At 53.2% G+C, this 16,181-nt stretch carries 18 protein-coding genes; 11 read left to right on the top strand and 7 right to left on the bottom strand.

Going from position 1 to position 16,181, the window contains the following annotated elements:
• Positions 1 to 146: 146 nt before the first annotated feature.
• From EP867_RS17395 to EP867_RS19910, 3 genes are all read right to left on the bottom strand, one after another.
• Complete coding sequence (locus EP867_RS17395; protein ID WP_128490735.1) at positions 147 to 1,085, bottom strand: HIRAN domain-containing protein; 939 nt, start codon at positions 1,083 to 1,085, stop codon at positions 147 to 149.
• Between the two features lie 49 nt (positions 1,086 to 1,134).
• The gene (locus EP867_RS17390) at positions 1,135 to 2,202 is read right to left on the bottom strand and encodes a hypothetical protein (protein ID WP_128490734.1); all 1,068 of its coding nucleotides are present in this window, start codon (positions 2,200 to 2,202) and stop codon (positions 1,135 to 1,137) included.
• Positions 2,203 to 2,559: 357 nt separating this feature from the next.
• Complete coding sequence (locus tag EP867_RS19910; protein WP_164888927.1) at positions 2,560 to 2,709, bottom strand: hypothetical protein; 150 nt, start codon at positions 2,707 to 2,709, stop codon at positions 2,560 to 2,562.
• 217 nt (positions 2,710 to 2,926) lie between these two features.
• Here EP867_RS19910 and EP867_RS17385 point away from each other — a divergent pair, with 217 nt between their 5' ends.
• From EP867_RS17385 to EP867_RS17360, 6 genes are all read left to right on the top strand, one after another.
• A complete protein-coding gene (locus tag EP867_RS17385) occupies positions 2,927 to 3,301 on the top strand; it encodes a plasmid mobilization protein (protein WP_128490733.1) in 375 nt (124 codons plus the stop codon).
• A gap of 1 nt (position 3,302) precedes the next feature.
• Positions 3,303 to 6,026 (top strand): hypothetical protein, encoded by a 2,724-nt coding sequence (locus EP867_RS17380; protein ID WP_128490732.1) that lies wholly within the window; start codon positions 3,303 to 3,305, stop codon positions 6,024 to 6,026.
• 463 nt (positions 6,027 to 6,489) lie between these two features.
• Positions 6,490 to 8,520 (top strand): hypothetical protein, encoded by a 2,031-nt coding sequence (locus EP867_RS17375; protein WP_128490731.1) that lies wholly within the window; start codon positions 6,490 to 6,492, stop codon positions 8,518 to 8,520.
• A 497-nt stretch (positions 8,521 to 9,017) separates the two neighbouring features.
• A complete protein-coding gene (locus EP867_RS17370) occupies positions 9,018 to 9,647 on the top strand; it encodes a ParA family protein (RefSeq protein ID WP_128490730.1) in 630 nt (209 codons plus the stop codon).
• 1 nt (position 9,648) lies between these two features.
• The gene (locus EP867_RS17365) at positions 9,649 to 9,948 is read left to right on the top strand and encodes a hypothetical protein (protein WP_128490729.1); all 300 of its coding nucleotides are present in this window, start codon (positions 9,649 to 9,651) and stop codon (positions 9,946 to 9,948) included.
• Between the two features lie 203 nt (positions 9,949 to 10,151).
• Positions 10,152 to 10,469: a hypothetical protein gene (locus EP867_RS17360; protein WP_128490728.1), complete on the top strand. Its 318-nt coding sequence runs from the start codon at positions 10,152 to 10,154 to the stop codon at positions 10,467 to 10,469.
• Between the two features lie 25 nt (positions 10,470 to 10,494).
• Here the strand turns inward: EP867_RS17360 and EP867_RS17355 are convergent, their stop codons facing one another.
• Complete coding sequence (locus EP867_RS17355; RefSeq protein WP_128490727.1) at positions 10,495 to 10,740, bottom strand: hypothetical protein; 246 nt, start codon at positions 10,738 to 10,740, stop codon at positions 10,495 to 10,497.
• A gap of 313 nt (positions 10,741 to 11,053) precedes the next feature.
• On the opposite strand from EP867_RS17355, the gene EP867_RS17350 reads away from it, so the two are divergent.
• Positions 11,054 to 11,650 carry a hypothetical protein gene (locus EP867_RS17350; protein ID WP_128490726.1) on the top strand — a complete coding sequence of 199 codons (597 nt, stop codon included), beginning with the start codon at positions 11,054 to 11,056 and terminating at the stop codon, positions 11,648 to 11,650.
• Between the two features lie 289 nt (positions 11,651 to 11,939).
• Complete coding sequence (locus EP867_RS17345; RefSeq protein WP_128490725.1) at positions 11,940 to 12,443, top strand: hypothetical protein; 504 nt, start codon at positions 11,940 to 11,942, stop codon at positions 12,441 to 12,443.
• A gap of 126 nt (positions 12,444 to 12,569) precedes the next feature.
• Here the strand turns inward: EP867_RS17345 and EP867_RS17340 are convergent, their stop codons facing one another.
• Positions 12,570 to 12,863 carry a hypothetical protein gene (locus EP867_RS17340; protein WP_128490724.1) on the bottom strand — a complete coding sequence of 98 codons (294 nt, stop codon included), beginning with the start codon at positions 12,861 to 12,863 and terminating at the stop codon, positions 12,570 to 12,572.
• Between the two features lie 12 nt (positions 12,864 to 12,875).
• Positions 12,876 to 13,526 (bottom strand): recombinase family protein, encoded by a 651-nt coding sequence (locus EP867_RS17335; RefSeq protein ID WP_128490723.1) that lies wholly within the window; start codon positions 13,524 to 13,526, stop codon positions 12,876 to 12,878.
• A gap of 238 nt (positions 13,527 to 13,764) precedes the next feature.
• Between EP867_RS17335 and EP867_RS17330 the strand changes: the two genes are divergently transcribed.
• Positions 13,765 to 14,151: a hypothetical protein gene (locus EP867_RS17330; RefSeq protein WP_128490722.1), complete on the top strand. Its 387-nt coding sequence runs from the start codon at positions 13,765 to 13,767 to the stop codon at positions 14,149 to 14,151.
• A gap of 637 nt (positions 14,152 to 14,788) precedes the next feature.
• Here the strand turns inward: EP867_RS17330 and EP867_RS17325 are convergent.
• The gene (locus EP867_RS17325; RefSeq protein WP_206616367.1) at positions 14,789 to 14,947 is read right to left on the bottom strand and encodes a hypothetical protein; all 159 of its coding nucleotides are present in this window, start codon (positions 14,945 to 14,947) and stop codon (positions 14,789 to 14,791) included.
• A 167-nt stretch (positions 14,948 to 15,114) separates the two neighbouring features.
• On the opposite strand from EP867_RS17325, the gene EP867_RS20555 reads away from it, so the two are divergent.
• Both EP867_RS20555 and EP867_RS17315 read left to right on the top strand, forming a co-directional pair.
• Positions 15,115 to 15,468, top strand: coding sequence for a DUF805 domain-containing protein (locus tag EP867_RS20555; RefSeq protein WP_128490721.1), 354 nt, complete (start codon positions 15,115 to 15,117; stop codon positions 15,466 to 15,468).
• A 124-nt stretch (positions 15,469 to 15,592) separates the two neighbouring features.
• Positions 15,593 to 15,886: a hypothetical protein gene (locus EP867_RS17315; protein WP_128490720.1), complete on the top strand. Its 294-nt coding sequence runs from the start codon at positions 15,593 to 15,595 to the stop codon at positions 15,884 to 15,886.
• The last annotated feature ends 295 nt before the right edge of the window (positions 15,887 to 16,181 follow it).

Raw genomic sequence — 16,181 nt, 5'->3', positions numbered from 1 at the left:
GAAATCCACCCGATCTGCCCGTTGCAAGCCCGCACCCTCTGGGTGATCCATGAAACGCGCCCCCATCAGTCGTCAACACCATGATTTATTTATCAAATATCACAGAGAGGACAGAGAAATCAGTGACTTACTTGGAGAATGTGGGGTTAAAGGTCATCGCGGAAGCGATCTTGTCCCAAGCGCCAAAAGTAAGAGTTGTAGCGCTCTTCTTCCTCGTCATCTTCATTTTCGCAGATCCAGTCGAAGAGGACTGCGGACATCATCTTTTCCTCGATATCTTCTAAGTCTGGAGGCGGCAGTGGCTCGACCTGGTGAGCGCCATAGAGGGCTTTGTACTTAGTGTAGCGCCAGCTTTTATATTCCCAATCAGCAGTCCGCTTTTGCCCCTTTTTTACCTTGAAGCCATCGAGCGCCCACTCTTCTTTAGTCCGGAACTGTGGCAGTCCGTCAGCGTCTTTCGGAATGTCTCGGGTGTTCCAAAATGATTTTCCGATGCTGTCTTCGGCTGTGAAGTCGGGTGCTTTTCGGTTTGTTAAGAACTCGTGGTGTTCCTTGGCTGCTAGCTTGACGAATGGCTCTGCAGTTTGTCGTATCTGCTCTTTGCGCCATGCATGCTGAGCTTTTTTCCAAGCTTTCGCTCGATCTCTGCCGATATCTTGGCGATCTTGCATTTGTCGCTCATATGCGCGGATGGCGTAGTGCAGATCCTTGCGATGCAATTTTTCCGGTATGTCGTCGCTGCAGATGATAATCCGTGATGACCAAGCATGGCCGTTTCCGCCTGAAACCGCGTAAGCGCGCAGATGTTTGCCAGCATCCATAATAGGCGCCAGATCTTCGGCGAGCTCGGCTGGCACATGGCCTAGTTTGACTTGTCCGTTCTTAAATCGGACTTCTATCGCATTCTTGTCGTACCGATTTCGTGGCTCGCGAACGAGTTCGATGCGATCTCCGACTTCTGGTCGGATGGGCTTTCCGCTGATCTCATCGATCTCGTTGTACTCATAAAACTGAAGCCCAGCGACGCTAGAAGTAACAAAGCGAGTGCCCACTGGTTCGCCAAATTCTTCGGGGAAATTCTGCATTTTTTAAACCTTTCTTTTTTGAGAATGTACTCCAAGAAAGGTTTAAAACTCATTGAAAATACTTGGATTTTTCCCGCTCCCCCCATCCACGATAGGTTAGATTCTCGCGCTCATTCCTCCTCGCCCCCTCCCACGATAGGTTTACAGGAATTCCGAAAACCTCATCGAAGATCGGCTTCAGTCTCGCGTAGCTATCGCTGTCGACGAACAAGCCAATGCGCAGTCGTCCGAACTCTAGAGTTCCCAAGTGTGGCCTGGCTGCTGGCCGATCCCGCGTTGACGCTGCGGACACTTCGAGCCCTCGTTTACCCCTGATGATGCCTATGTTTGGAAGGCGGAAACGGTAGTTTTCTGGACCAAAGTAGCAGCGCCATGTATGCGCAACGCCACTTTGAACGCGTGCAGAAAACTCGCCCAGCAGAGGCCTGAAACTCTCAAACTTTGCCCAGTTTTGCTCGATTTTCGCGATCAGATCTCGATGACCTTCGGCACGCGGATGATCGTAGTTCGACTCCGCGCGTTTCAGACTTTGCTTCTCGCGGTCGAGCATCGCTCGTACTAGCTTTGCGAGCTCTTCTTCTGTGATCGAAGATCCGCGCCACGCAGAATCCGCGCGATAAGTAATGCGGTTTGCCGGCTTCTTGTTCATGTCTCCGATGACATTCGCCAGGTTTTCATAGCTGGCTTCGACGATCCCGTTGGGCGTCAGCAGATCGATAGGCGCAGCCGTCCGAAAGCCGGTTTTCAGGTCAAGAAGTTCCGGTTTTTTCTGCTCAATCGCTTCTTCAACATGCTTCTGAGCAAGCAGGTCCAAGAAGTTCTTGGCCGTTTTTTCTCGATCAGACAGCAGCGAAATCAGATCGTCAGACGGGATTTCTGACTGAAAAATGTAGAGGCGGCGGCGCACGAGGAAGCCGCGAGCAGACCGCGTAAACGCTTCGGATGGCAGTTCTTGGCCGTCTTTCGATGCAGCTACTACGCGGCACTTGGCGAGCGTTTCGAGCTCGTTCTCCACGTCTCGCATGGCTTTGTAGGCGTCCAGAATCTGACGATTCAGGCTTTCAAGGCCGTTTCCGAGCAGCTTTTTTATCTTGATATCTAGTTTCTCTTCTTCCATTGGGTCTCCTTTCCCCCGTTCACGATAGGCTAAATATATCAGAAGAGGGTTAAAACACCATTTAAACCTATCATGGGTGGGGGATGAGGCGAAAACCATTTTAAATCGCCTCCAGATCACCCAACCCCCTCTAATTAGGGTTTATCCATGCACCCTTCCTAAGCGTGTCCTACGACGATCCTGGAGGGTCGTTTCCCCGTTCAGGCATCATTTTTGGCGCCTCAGCCCATCATACGTTCAGTTAACCTATCGTGGGCGGGGGGGGGTTAACTCCACAAACCCGCACTTACCCACACTACGCAGTCGCCAGCGCTTTGATCCGCGCTCCCTGCTCCGTATGGATAAGTGCTGCCGTCTTCAATGACGCGTCGCTGCAGGCTTCTTCTCAGTCAGCTCGTGTTCTTCAGACGCTTCGATGAGCTTCCTCTTCAAATCTTCGATGCTCTCAAACCCAGCAATCCGTGCGAAAGCGTCAAAGTCGATTTCGTCGTCATCGTGCGCAGCCATGCTCGTGCCCTCTGTAGTTTCTGGATCTGGGGCTACCGGATTTTCGCGGCACGACAATCTGAAAACTCATCTGTCTTGCAACTTTGCATCCTACTTAGTTAGCGAGCCGTCCCTATGTCGGACAAATCCTTCGGATTTGCGCCGACATAGGGAAGCCCGCCAGGGGTTTCACCCCATGGACCCGACCATTGCATGGAGCTGAAGAAGGAGCGCACACATGGACGACACTGAGACCACCAGTAATCGCGATAGTCGGATTACTTTCCGCGCTACGCCTGCGCAGCACTCTGAGCTGTTCGAGCGTGCGGGGCAGCTCCAGCTCAGTCCGTCGGACTACATCCGCCTTCAGGTTCTTGGACCCGTGAACCTGCGCCGCGTGCCTTGCCTGTCCGCGATCCAGGAGCAGAGCTATCTGCTTAAGAGCGTCAGCGATAACCTCAACCGCACAGTGAAGTTGGCTCATGCGGCCAACAAGGTGGGCAGCCTCGATGCCGACCATCTCTCCGCCATCTTGGCCGAGGTCGAGACCACGAAAGCCCACCTCGCGCAGCATCTCGCAGCCGTCAAGCAGGCGCTAGGACGCGCTCACTGACATGATCGTTAAGCAGTCTCGATCCCAAAAAGGAAAGGCTGCTGGTCTCTCTGGCCATCTTCTTGAAGGCGCGGAGAACGAAGAGATTCATGAGATCCATGGTGATGTGGATGACATCATCGCGCTGAGCGAAAGCCGCGTGGCTGGAACCTCGCTCAAGTATGAGATGCGCCAGTTCATCATTTCGCCTGATCGGCCTCTGACGCCAGATCAGGAGCAGAAGATGATCGCCTCGATCACCTCAGAGATGGGTGCTGAGAGCTTCGAATACGCGGTCGTTAAGCACGTTAAGCCTCGCGCTGATGGCAACACCGCGCCTCACTATCACATTGTAATGCCTGAGCGTGACGCGAACGGACGCGCACTCGACAAAGCCCATTTTAAGGTTCGCAACGAAAAGGTCGCTCGCCTTCTTGAGATCGAGTTCGATCATGAGTTGACCAAAGGCACGCACAACAAAGCCGTCTTCGAACACTTGAAGTCGAATGGCAAAGAAGCTGAGGCCGCACGGATGGAGCACCTAACTCATGGTGCGCCTGCTCTATCGCAGTTCTCTTCCAAAGCACATCAGATCGCGAAGAGATTGGGCGTAGATCTTCCAAAAATTGCCCAAACGCTCAAACCTGGCAAGGGCGAAGGCGTGGACTTCCACGCGCAGCAGATCGCCCAAGTCCTGCGTGATCACCCGAACGCACGCGTTTCCATTGATGACGCCAAAGGCCACCTGGCACTGACTGGCCCAGACGGCACATTCATCGCCAGCCTGAACAGAGTTGGGAAGATCGACCGCGATCAGAACGACGCAATCCTGAACCGCATCGCAAGCATGAACGCGCAGGAAACCCCTGACGCGCACCTTCACCATATAGATAAGGAGACCACAAATGACGGACGAACCTCTACCACCGCCAGAACCGCAGAAGCCGAAGAACGTCGCAATGATGACCTTGGAAGAAATCAAGGAAGACACGACGAGCATACAGCAGAAGCTCGACCAAGCGTTGAGCCCCGATCCATCGAATCCGTCCCCGTTGGACCAGCTTCCGGAAATGATCGCAAAGATGGCCGAAGCAATGACCGCGATGCAGCAAACCCTGCTTTCGATAGTCGAAGCGCAGAACGTGCAGCGATCCGAGACCGTCTATCTGTTGAACATGATGGAACAGCACCTCGGCATAAGTCCGCCCCAAGAGCCACCCACAGAGCACTAAGTTTCTTTGAATTGGTCCGCTTGCAGAATGCGTGGACCACGACGAACCCTCAATTCAGTGCCATATCGACGCCGCTGGCGGATGCACGTCCACGCAGTGAGATTGCAGGGATGAGACCATCTGGTGCACCCAAAATAGGGCGTATCAGTAAACTCCAAGAGGCTCGCCTGCATACAGCTTTTGCGCCGCACCAGGACTATTTCAGCAAGCATAAGGTTGAGCCAGTGCATGCCCGCGCTAATGCTGCGCCACGCTCGCAGGTGCAGGCAAAACGGCCTTCGCTACCTTCTACCAAAATACTGCTCAATGAGCTTCAGAAAGTCCGCTTGAATGCTGCGCTGACCGAAAAGCGCGATGCCCTGATCGCTGCCGCCGCCTTCCGGAAACCTGCGCGAAGCGAGGAGAGAAAGGCAGTCCGCCCTTCCGGAACGATGTCGCCTGGCCACGCTGCGAAACTCTCAATCAAGCAGATCAGGGACGCCTTCGCCACCACGAAGCAGCTTTCCGGAATGGAGCAGAAGGACGCGATTGCGGCCCTGCTTTCCAAGCATGGCCTTCACCTTGGCATTGGCGCAAAAGCTGGCGTCATCACGATCAACCGTGCTCTGAAAAACGGTCAGAGTGAGTTCCTTGGCAGCTTAGAAAGGTTCGCTGGTCTCAAGACCAATGACGCAGATCGCGCTGATGTCATTAGCTCAATAATGTCCAAAGTTAACGTGGATGAAGCTAAGCCAGACCAGATCCCTTCTCTGTCTGAGAAGGAGACTGACGATGTCAGAAGAGAAGAAAACCACGCTACGAGCGCAAAAATCTGGCGCGAGTTCACAGCAAAGCTCGACACAAAAGCAGACGCAATCGCAGCTTTCAGACGCATCGCTGACGAGCGCAACGTTGCTAGAAATCTCAGCATCGATGAAGGAGTTGATCGCCTTGATCAGTGGGATGCGGACGGAGTCAGTCGACGAGAAGACGCCGCAAATGCAGCTCGTAACGCTACTGTCGAGAACGTCAGAGAAGATAGCGGACCTAGATGGAGCGATAGCGAACTTACACAGCTCAGTTCTAGAGATGATCGAGACGCAAAACGGAATGCTGCAAGAGCAAGCGACGATGCGAGCCGAAATCTTGTACTTGTACAACGAGATGGCGCCCATGCTGACGGCCTTCAAGAGCAAGCTGAGAAGCTAGTCGCAGCCATCACGCAGTTCGTTGAGCACCATCAGTATCACAGTGTAATGCTGATTTTGGGCAGCTCGATCTCTGAAAACTTGCAGAAGACCACATACGATCAGCTTACTTCTGTCGCTCCTGCACCTGCTGGCACCAAGCCAACAAGCAAAAAGCCTGCTGGCGCGGGCGGTGTTCCCATCCGTCCAGGCGGCCCTGGGGTGCCCGTCGTTCTCAGCCCTGGCATGAGCTACGAAGCTAAGCAAAAAGCCATAGCGGACGCGCTCAAGCAGCTTACTGGCGACATTAGCATGGGTAACATGCCTAAGCCGCCGAGCTTTGGTTGATCAATTTTCTCAAGATGGAAAATTTAAAGGCCGCCCCGAAGGGCGGCCAGGAATTAGGTGTGGTCGAGGTGGTGCGCTGCTAGAACATGCACGGCATAGAGTGCATGAGCAGCCTCGCCACATAAATATGTTATGCCAAGACGCTGACTATTTCAAGACCCTCAGCTCGATACCAGTTTCAAAATCCTTAAAGATCACAAGGCCTTTGCCTACTAGGTCTTGATTTTCACGAGTTCTTGCGCAATACTTATGGTGTACGTGGACGGGTGGTGCCGAGAAGCGTCGCAAAAGAGGCATAGAACATGGGATTTAATCTCTCAAAATTTACTGCTTTTGCGCAACTTGGGGGCGTCCTATCTGCACGCCTGCACAAACCAGGAAGTGCTAGGCATGGTTGAAGCATGAGCGAAATTGGTCGTTAAACGACCCAATCTACGAGCGCCGTTGGACGCCAGAACAGCACTTGCGCATCCTTCATGGTGCGAAAGTTGATGACCCCAACTATACATTTGACCTAAGCGCCAAGATCCTGACCGACGCGGATCTGAGCTTCTGGCAGCGCATTGAGGACATGCGTTTTGCCGAGCGCATGGGTGCCCGCGAAGAGCGTAAAGCTCGCGGTCAAAAGCGCTTGGGCGGGATGCCTCGGCGAAAAGACTTGTCCGAGGTACCTCGGGGCAAGCTGCTTCCGCATGTCTTCAACGGCGGCTCTCCGCTACTGAAAGAAGTGCTCTCGCATCTTGCGACGCACTCGGACGCCTACGCAAACATGAATCCCTTCAAAAGCTGGCGTAAGACCGAGCTGCTGAAAGGGCTTTCTTCCATCTTCATCGACTTGGACGATCCTGTCTGGCTCTATCAGCGTACACTCGAAGAAGTCGCCGCAGCAGTCGTGAACTTTTGTGAGTACGTCAGCATTCCAGCGCCAAGCTACATAATGCGTTCGGGCGTTGGCTTGAATGTTGTGTGGCTTCACACGGAAGTTCAGATGCACTCTGATCTTGTCGATGATGTCGGCAGCACGTCTGAAGACTGGAAAGCGACAATCGACAAGCTGTTCCGATTGTTCGCTAAGCGTTTCGTCCCGGATGGCCAAGCCACAGACATGACGCGGCTGTTCCGCATTGCTGGGTCAGTTAACAGTAAATCCGGTGTTCCGGTATGCCCGCTCTTCGTCGCTGGATCTGATGACAAGCCAGCAGTCTACGACTTCGACTGTCTTGCTGAGATGATTGCTGAAGCTGAAGCCGTCGATCCGCTGATCTCTCCATTGTCGACGCGGACACAAGAAGAGATCGATGAGCGCAAAGCTTCTGCGGCCGCGAAGCGTGCTGCAGCGCGGGCAGCCGAGAAAGCAGCGAAACTGGCGGCAGGTCTCATCGATCCACCTAAGAAAAAGAAGGCCAACAAGAAGGGTGACGAAAACGCATCACTGTTCGATTATGCTGAGATCGATGCGCCAGAAGCGCTGATGTCGCTCGATGCTGTCGAAGCTGAGCAGTTCGCCAAAGTTTACGAGAAAAACCCTCGTTACGGGCTGGTTCTACGTGACATTTACCGTCTTTATCGCATTCGTGGCGGTCTTCGCTCAATGCCTGGCTGGCGCGATCAGTTCCTGTTCTGCCTCACCGTCTGCCTTGCTCAAGGCGGCTACAAAGGCAAAGCTCTGTGGAAGCAGATCCATAGGATTATCCCCCACACTGGCTTCGACGTAGAAGAAGCAGTGAGCTACATGCAGACTGCTGTTGCGTACGCAGACGAGAGTCAGAAGGGTAAAGAAGACAAGCGCTACGTACTCCTGAATGACGTTCTACAGAAGCGCCTCGGTATCACGGCTTCTGAAAAAGCTCAGATGGAGACGGTCCATAAGAAGTCGACGAAGAGCATGTCCTTTGAAGAAAAGCGCGACGATGATCGTCTTCGCAAGCGCAAGTCGCGGGGCCAGGATGGTGCTGGCATGGCGAGATCCGAAGCGGCTGAGAAGCGGCAAACTCTAACAGAAGCTGCTGGTGAACTACGTCAGTCTGGGCATTCTGTACGTGAAATTGCGGAGAAGCTGGGAATCTCAAAATCGGTCGCAGGACGTCTCTTGGCATCTCAGACTGGACAAAACCCATGCCAGAACCCGGCGTTTTGCATCGTTTCATCCCCTGTCCCAGTTGTCACACTATTAAGGGCTGACGGGGAGAAAGGGGAGATTGAGAGGACGGCGGAGGCTGCTGACTCTTGGTATGACTATGAAGATGCAGAGCGCGAAGAAGAGCTGCTGAACGCTTCTGCTTACTTCAAAGAGCCTGGCATTATTGACACCTGGATGATTGAGGATGGTGTTGAGAAGCTTCGGCATGAGTATATTCGTATAGCGCGTGCATCGGGAGATCTGGCGCAAGATGCTGAAGAACTGCCGAGCGTTTATGTGGATGCAATGAATATTGAGATTGCAGAGCAGCAGTCGCGTTTGAACCGTTTCCACGGGACGCCACGCTTGCAGTAAGAAAAGGGGAAGTGTGCGAAGCTTTCCAACGAGCACGCGCACACTTCCCCTTTTCTGTTTCAGTGATCTTCTTAGTTCCGTTGAGACAGTGCATCGATTTCGGCTCGGATCTGTAGTCCAAGCGCCTTAGCTTCGGGCGTCTTTGTTGGCGATGGCCAGGTGCAGAATGGTGGATGCAGAGCTGAAATTTCGCCAGCAACACGAGCGAACGCCTCTCACTTTCTCTTAACCCGCTGCGATCAGCAGCGCGGAGGCCCCAAGACTGGGGCCGCAGACCGATAAAGGGGTTGAAACACGCCGCGCAGGACGCGGAGTGAAGTGAAGGTGGCTTAGATAATAAAAAGCCCGCAACCTGCCTTACCTATTCTCAGCAATCCAACATTTCGGCTTTCACGGCGTTTAATATTTACATAAATATGAAAATATGTATTCCTATAAATATGTATTGACTGAAAGGATTGAGGTCAGGTATACTCAATAAAACAAGGGGATTCTGAATGAAGACAGTGGTTGTAACGGCTCAAAAAGGCGGCGTGGGAAAGACGACTACGACGATCAACCTTGCTGTGGCAGCACACCTAGATGGCAAGCGTGTGTTCGTCTTGGACTTCGACGCTCAGGCTTCTTTGCGCCTTATGCACAATACTCGGGCTGATGGCGCATTTAGCATGGTGCCAAAAAAGGATGATCCGAACTGGCAAGAGCCAACACCTGCGCAGCTTCCGCAAATCCTTAAACAGCTCGATGGTCACTTTGACTTGCTGGTAATTGATACGCCACCGAGTGTGTCTAGTTGGATGCCGGATGTGGTTTCCAAAGCTGATCTGACGCTGATTGTCACTGGCTCGGTGCTTGCTGATCTGGCGGCGGTTGCAAAAACCTATGGCGAAGTTCGGAAGCACACTGACAACCTAGCGTTCGTTCTGAACCGCGCCCTTCTCGGCGAGGCGGAAACGGTGAAGGCAGCTCAAATGCTATCTGGATACGGTTCGCTTGCGCCTGTTGTGCATGATCGCAGGGTTCATCGCGGGGTAATGAATACTGGTGTCACAGCAATTGAGCGTCACTTTGCAGGGCCTAAAGGCGAGCTTGTGGATTTGTATAACTTCGTGAAAGGGCGGTTGTGATATGGCAAAGGCTACGAAAAAGGCCGATCCGATGGAGGCCGCAAAAGCGGTCTTCGAGCTTGAGCTGGAAGACGTTCCTAACTCTGCACCCATCCCGCAGAGGGGAGAGCCAGCCGTACTTGTAGTGGATGCTCCGCAGCAGGGCAGGGGCCGACCAGCCACGAAAGCGGCGAACCTGAAGAAGATGACCGTGCAGATCGACGAAGACTTGCATCATCGCCTCAAGCTCAAGCTGCTGGAAGAGAAGGTCTTAATGCAAGACTTCTTGGATCGTGTCGTTCGTCAATACCTCGACGACTGATTTTCATAAATACGAAAATACGTAAACCTGTAAATATAGGAATATGTATTTCATCGCCACACACCAAGCCGTTCCTCGCGTTGTGGGCTGCTTTTTGCATAGAATAGGGCAGTTCCCGCTGCCGCCGTTCCGCGCTAATCCGTTCCTTGCGCGAGCTGAACCGGGGGTGTTCCCCATAATATGCTGCCATCAGGAGGACGACATTGCCGACATTAGACGAGCTTGAGAAACGCTATCCTGCACTCTTTGTGAACCGCCCGTATGTGGCTGTCGGCCCCGCGTGGATAGACCTTCTCGCTCGCCTATGCGCCGACCTCACAGCCGCAGGAACCCCGCCGCCGCGTCTGTTGGAGGTCAAACAGAAATACACTGATCTCCAGATTTGCTTCGCGGGCGGCACTGAGAAGCACGAAGAGCTGATCCGTCGTTACGAGCGCGAAGCAGACACGATCTGTCCATTCTGCGGCGATCTTCCATGTCGTGAGAACGACTGCGGATACTGCCGCATGACCACTCAATAATAGTCTATAACCTAGAGCCCCTGTTTCACACGGCGTCCGCGCCGTGTGTCTCGCCCCCTTCTTCCGTCTTCGGCCCCGATCCTGGGGCCTCCGCAGCGCCAATGCGCTGGTTCGTGGGCAGGGCACGCTTTTTGAGTAAGTGATTGTGATCATACATGACTAAGTGATTGCGATCATACAAAACCACGCCGTCCGCGAGCGACCAGATCGACCGATCTGCGCCCATCTCTCCTTTCAGAAGGCAGGCCAACACACCGACGCGAGCCAGCATGGCCGCGCCGCCGCCCACGTGTAGTGGGCTGGGTGGTTATGTTGACACGATCACTTCATATCCGTTCTTTCAGTGCAATCAGCTCTCTGGGCCACGGTTTCCCCTGATTTTGCAGGGTTTTGTGGCGTTTGAGGCTGGGGTGGAGGGTCTGTTTTAGCCTGCTTCCGTAGCATAGTGTAGTAGTATGTATGATACAATATCCTACATACTACAAAATACTACAAAAATAATACTACAAAATACTATAAGTGTATTGACTACTACATTTTGATACTGTAGTGTGTAGGAAGTTAAGCGAAATGGAGTTCAGAGTATGGCGCGTAACAGGTCTGAAGATGTTGATGCGAAGGTCGAAGCCGCGATTGAGCAGCTTGAGACCTTGGGCGCGAAGGTCACGAAGACCGCCGTCCAGGAGATCACTCGCGGCTCGAACAGCACAATCTTTCCTGCTTACGACCGAGTCATGCAGCGTCGCGCTGCGGCTGTTGAGCCGACCGAGGCGGCTCAGAAGCTGTTCGTCCAGTTGTGGTCGGAAGCTGTAGGTGTGGCACGCGGAGAGCGTGCTGATGAAGCCGCAGCGTTGGAAGAGATGGCTGCTGAGATCGAGCGCCTAAACAGCATGATCCTTGAGAGGGACACGGCGGCGGAAGGTGCGGCCACGGCTGCTGAGGAGGCCATTGCGGCGGCCAAGCAGGAAGCCGAAGCGGCAATCGCGGCGGCACATACTCAAGCTGCGGCAGACGAGAAAGCCACGGCTGTTCTTCGTGCTGAACGCGATCTGATTGCTGCCGATAAGGTGAAGCTCGAAGCGCAAGTCGCGCAGCTACAGGACGCGCTGAAGAACGCTGAGATCGGCTTGGCGAAGTCCGAGGCGAAGCTGGAAGTGTATCGCTCCATGCAGTCCAAGTGACCCGTGTTCGGAAAGGTAGACCTTTTCGAACGTTGAATGGACGTGTTTCTGTTAGGTTGGCTAGGAGAACACCTTGTTTCTTGGCAGCATGGGGCGCTGCTAAGCCCTTATTTTAATAGAAACACGTCTAGATGCCCGCCGTTGACAGCTCGATGGCGAAACCTACAAGCGCCTTAGGCTTCATGCCGTTGAAACCGACCAGACGCACCTCTCATTTACGTAAATCCGCACTTGCTTATCTAAGAGTATGATTTTCAAGAGCGTTCCGATTTTACCTCTCGGAGGCACAATGGCGAAAGAACAAGAATGGACGCCCTGGTATCGTCGCAAAGAATACAAAGGCAACCTAACCGAAGAAGAGAAGCGGCACCTCGATTCCTTCCGCCTCGAAGAGAAACACCCGGCGGCGGCTGTTGAGGACTTACCCGAAGAGGTTCAAGGCTATCTCAGCGAACTCGAACTTGCAGTTTATGACGCAAAACAAGATGGCGTTGCTACAAAAGCTTTCGTGCTGACCGGCATAGGCGCACTTGTGATCTTCTTGGCATACCGCGAACTGGGATGGCTCCCCCCGCTTGTCGGGTATGTCACAGGCGGCGCAATCATTGCCTTCGCTTGGGTCAACTATTCCCGAGAGTGGAAGAAGAACGCTGATGGTCTCTGGATCAAAAAAAAGGGCAGGGGCATTCCCTTCTCACGGACAGAAGAGAAGCTTCAAGAGTACTGGGAGCTTGATGCAATCAGCCGCTTCAGAAAGCGGCGAGAGGCGGAGATTGACGACGATTTAGGATAGCTGCGATTCTCGTGGAATGATGGAAAAGATTTCGAACTTGTTTGAGGATTTCTTGATCCTGGTCACACAGATTGGGTTCTGGGCGTATGCACTTGGACTCGGCCTAGAGACTTTTCGGGACGCGTCTCACTTGGAGACGAAGTAACCTCCGACAATCGCGACGACTGATAGTGCCATTGCGACTGCTGAAACTCTCGTCCACAAAGCGGTTTTCTCTGTCGCCTCGGCAGCGCGGACTTGGGCGGCGACTGCCTCCTCTGTGGCCTTTGCTGCGGCGATCTGAGCCTCAGCTACTTCTTTGGCTAGCAGGAAGTTTCGCCTCTTGATCTCAATATCGCGCCAGTATGAAGCTTGCGAACCAAGCTCTTCGCCAGGTCGACGGAAGACATCTTCGTCAGTTTTCTTGGTCCAGTCTTCCATTGAATGCCTTTCTTATTGGCGCTTGGTGCTCTGCTTCCACTTAGCAACTGCTTCTGCTGCAGTGGTTGGGTTTGCGATGATCCTATGGACTGTTTGGCGCTTTAGTTCAGTAGCTTTCGCTATTTCAGATGGCCCATGACCTAGGCCGTGGAGTTCGATCACTCGATCTACTTGTGACTTTGTGAAAGTCGGCTTCCGACCCAAGTATGCCGTGGGACGGTATGCCCGTGCATGTGCAATGCCGGCTTTCTGAGCTTCTGCTTTGGCGGTCACCTCAGCTTCTGCCAGTGCGGCCAGGACTGCTAGTGTCGCATCCCTCATGGCGGCTTCGATGGGGTTTGCCGGTTTGGCGGGGAATGTCATTCCGGAAATCACCGTCTTGATGGTTACCCCCATTTCCAAGAAATCCCTCATGCTCCGTGTGATGTCGACATAGTTTCGCCCGAGACGGTCGATCCACCTGACCACCAGAACGTCACCATCCCGAAGCATATCGAACAGTCGACGCCCTTGGGGTCGGTCGCGAAGAAGGGTGGAAATTCCGGAAACTCCTTCATCGGCAACCACTCGATCTAGAACGAAGCCTGCTTCCTTGGCTTGTGTAACTTGGTGATCGACAGTTTGGTCTAGCGTTGAAACTCGGGCATAAAAAATGGTCTGCATGCGGTCCTCTGGGGTGTTGTCCACATAGATAGCCGAACGCGGTTAAAATGGTGCCAAAATATAGAGGTTTCTGAGGGTGTCCGTAGAGCGTTCTAGGGAGTACCCTAGAGGACAGGGATGGATCGTCATTTGTGATCGGTACGGGGTTTCGTGCTTCTGCTTGACAGACGTTTTAGTCAACGGGCTTGGCGAGGGGGATATAACCGTGCATCGTATTTTCCTACGATGAGGGGGCGGAATGTCATACTACGAGGAAGAAACGCCTGAGGACGTTTTGAATAAGAAGTTGTCAGGTTGGATGACTGCCGAACGAAATCTCGGAGCCAATTTTAACAAATGGCGCGACCGTGAAAGGCTCCTCGATTATAATATTGATCTTATCATGCAGCGCGACTATGGCGAGTTTGGGTGCATGATAGATGTTCGAAACAATAATTGGGACGAAACATCTGCACTTCTTCTTCTAGCAACTCGACGTGATGCTGCTGCAAGCGCGTCATTTTCTAGGTACGCTTACCGTGAGGCCAGTAGGGCCAGGAAAGTAACGGTAATGTGCTTCTATATGCTTATTATCGTTGCAGCTCTTTTGGCAGCGATCTGCGGTCGTCTTTTTGGCCTCTTCTAGGGCACGGTTAGGGGATTGCGCTCATGATGGGAAATTTCGCACTTGTAGGCGCCCTGATCGGCTTTGTCGGATCAGTTATGTACGCCATTTACTCCGTTTTTTGGCTCGGCGTCGTCGATCTAGATCTACTCTTTAACGTCTTTATATTTACCGCTGGTGGCGCTTTGTTTGGTGCCGTGGCACTGATATTCGGTGGGGCAGTTCTTTTAGTGTTCGCTGGCTTGTTTTCAGCCATGTCTGGGCTTGTCACAGAGCTTTTCCCTGCTCGGTATGCAGGAGTTGTGATATTCGTTGGCGCTTTGTGCCTTCTACCGATTTCCGTCTATATTGTTTGGTGGGTGTTTTCTTTGCTGGGCGGGAGCGGAGGGGGCTCATGCAGCAGAATGAGCCCACAGCACTGTTAACACATATCGTTTCGGTCTATGCCCGCCTGCAGGCCCCTGCCACCCTGCGAGATTAACACAGACTACAAAGGACGGACTCCCCAGCTTTTTTAGAAGGCTGACGACACAGATGAAATCCCTAGAATACTCAATCTGTTAATCGTTCAAAATGTGAATTTTTCCATATTGCACTTCACCGCAGAGTACGCAGTCTTGCGCCTAGGATCAGAATTTCAGTAACGGGGCCCTCTTAGTCAAGGCACATCGCCGAGCCAGTCGATGCCGGAGGGTTTGAGTTTGGCGTTTGGGTTTAGGCCCTTGGTGACGGCGTGGCTGATCGTGGCCTGACGTTTCTCGGCCAAAAGCGCGATTAGGCGGCGCTGTTCCTCGATAAGGTCATCAATCTTCGCCACCTCCCGATCAAAAACGCAGCAATCTTGCGTTGTTCGGTGAGAGGGGGGAAAGGGATCGACAGCTCTTTGATCGGCATCGCCCCGCGCGCGGATCGCTTGACTTAGTTACCCCCTCCAAACAATCTACGCATATTCATGAATTGCGCAGAGGATTGGCAGGTTAAAATATGGCCCCCCCCTACACGAACCTAATAAGCTGGCCGAACCCTATGGACTGGTCCAGTCCGATTGGACGCGTATCATACTTTGCCCAGAAAGTCTTTTACACGATCTTGGGGCTCATTCTCATCGCGGTCACCGTAGATAGTTATGGCAGAGTGACCACTTTCGGCGAAATAATTTCAGCACTCGTTTTCGTTTGCGTACTAGGTGCAGCGAGCCGCCGCTTGAGAGATTTGGGGCGCACTAGGTGGTTGATATTGCTATATCTAGTTCCAATCGTGAACCTACTCCTAGTGCTATACCTGACATTTGCACCGGGTGGACTTGCATCTGATAACCAGCTCCGCTCCCGTGTTTAACTATTATTGAGCCGTAATGGTGCAGACTTAAATCGCTTTTCTTCACGGGAATCGTTTTCGTCGGGCATGACTTTTGAGAGGGCATGGCCCGGCTGGCGCAGATCTTCAACGTGGAGGACGCAGCATGAGCGCGCCCCTCTCTGCCCTCGACACTGCCTGGCTCCACGCTCGTGACGCTTTCGGCGCTGCAGCGCTCAAGCCGGGAGCGAGCGAATTTGACACCCCCGAGAGCAAATTCTGGATCAGCGAAATGGACCGCTTTCAGGACATGATCGAAGTCGCGGAAGTGCGCACCCAAGAGGATGCGGCGGCGATGATCAAGTTCATCTGGACGGACGCGAATGCTGATGGGGAAAACTGCCCGCAGGTCAGGAAGTCCGTCTTGTCAGCGGTCAAGGAGTGGGCCGCAAAGCACTGAAAACAAAGAGGCCGCCTGTGATGGGCGGCCTCTTTCGATCACTCAATCCACTCAATGGCAATGCACGCGACCGGTGCTGTTGTCCATGTGGCAGCATTGCCCCGCTGGTGAAGATTTTCTGCAACCGCCGCCATGCGCATTCGCGAAGGACGACGATAGAAACAAGGCTGCTGCCACTGCAGCGATAGATGAAATAAAAAGGCGCATGTGAAAACTTCCTAAGTAATGTGAACCTGCATTCCCCAAGTGGCGTGTCGTTTGAGGTGAAGATCGCCTGTATCCGAGCGCTAGACAA

It is taken from the genome of Falsigemmobacter intermedius (assembly GCF_004054105.1).
In the GTDB taxonomy this organism is placed as follows: Bacteria; Pseudomonadota; Alphaproteobacteria; order Rhodobacterales; family Rhodobacteraceae; genus Wagnerdoeblera; species Wagnerdoeblera intermedia.
Note: the sequence above shows the minus strand (reverse complement) of the source record. Positions and strands in the feature narration are given on the sequence as shown.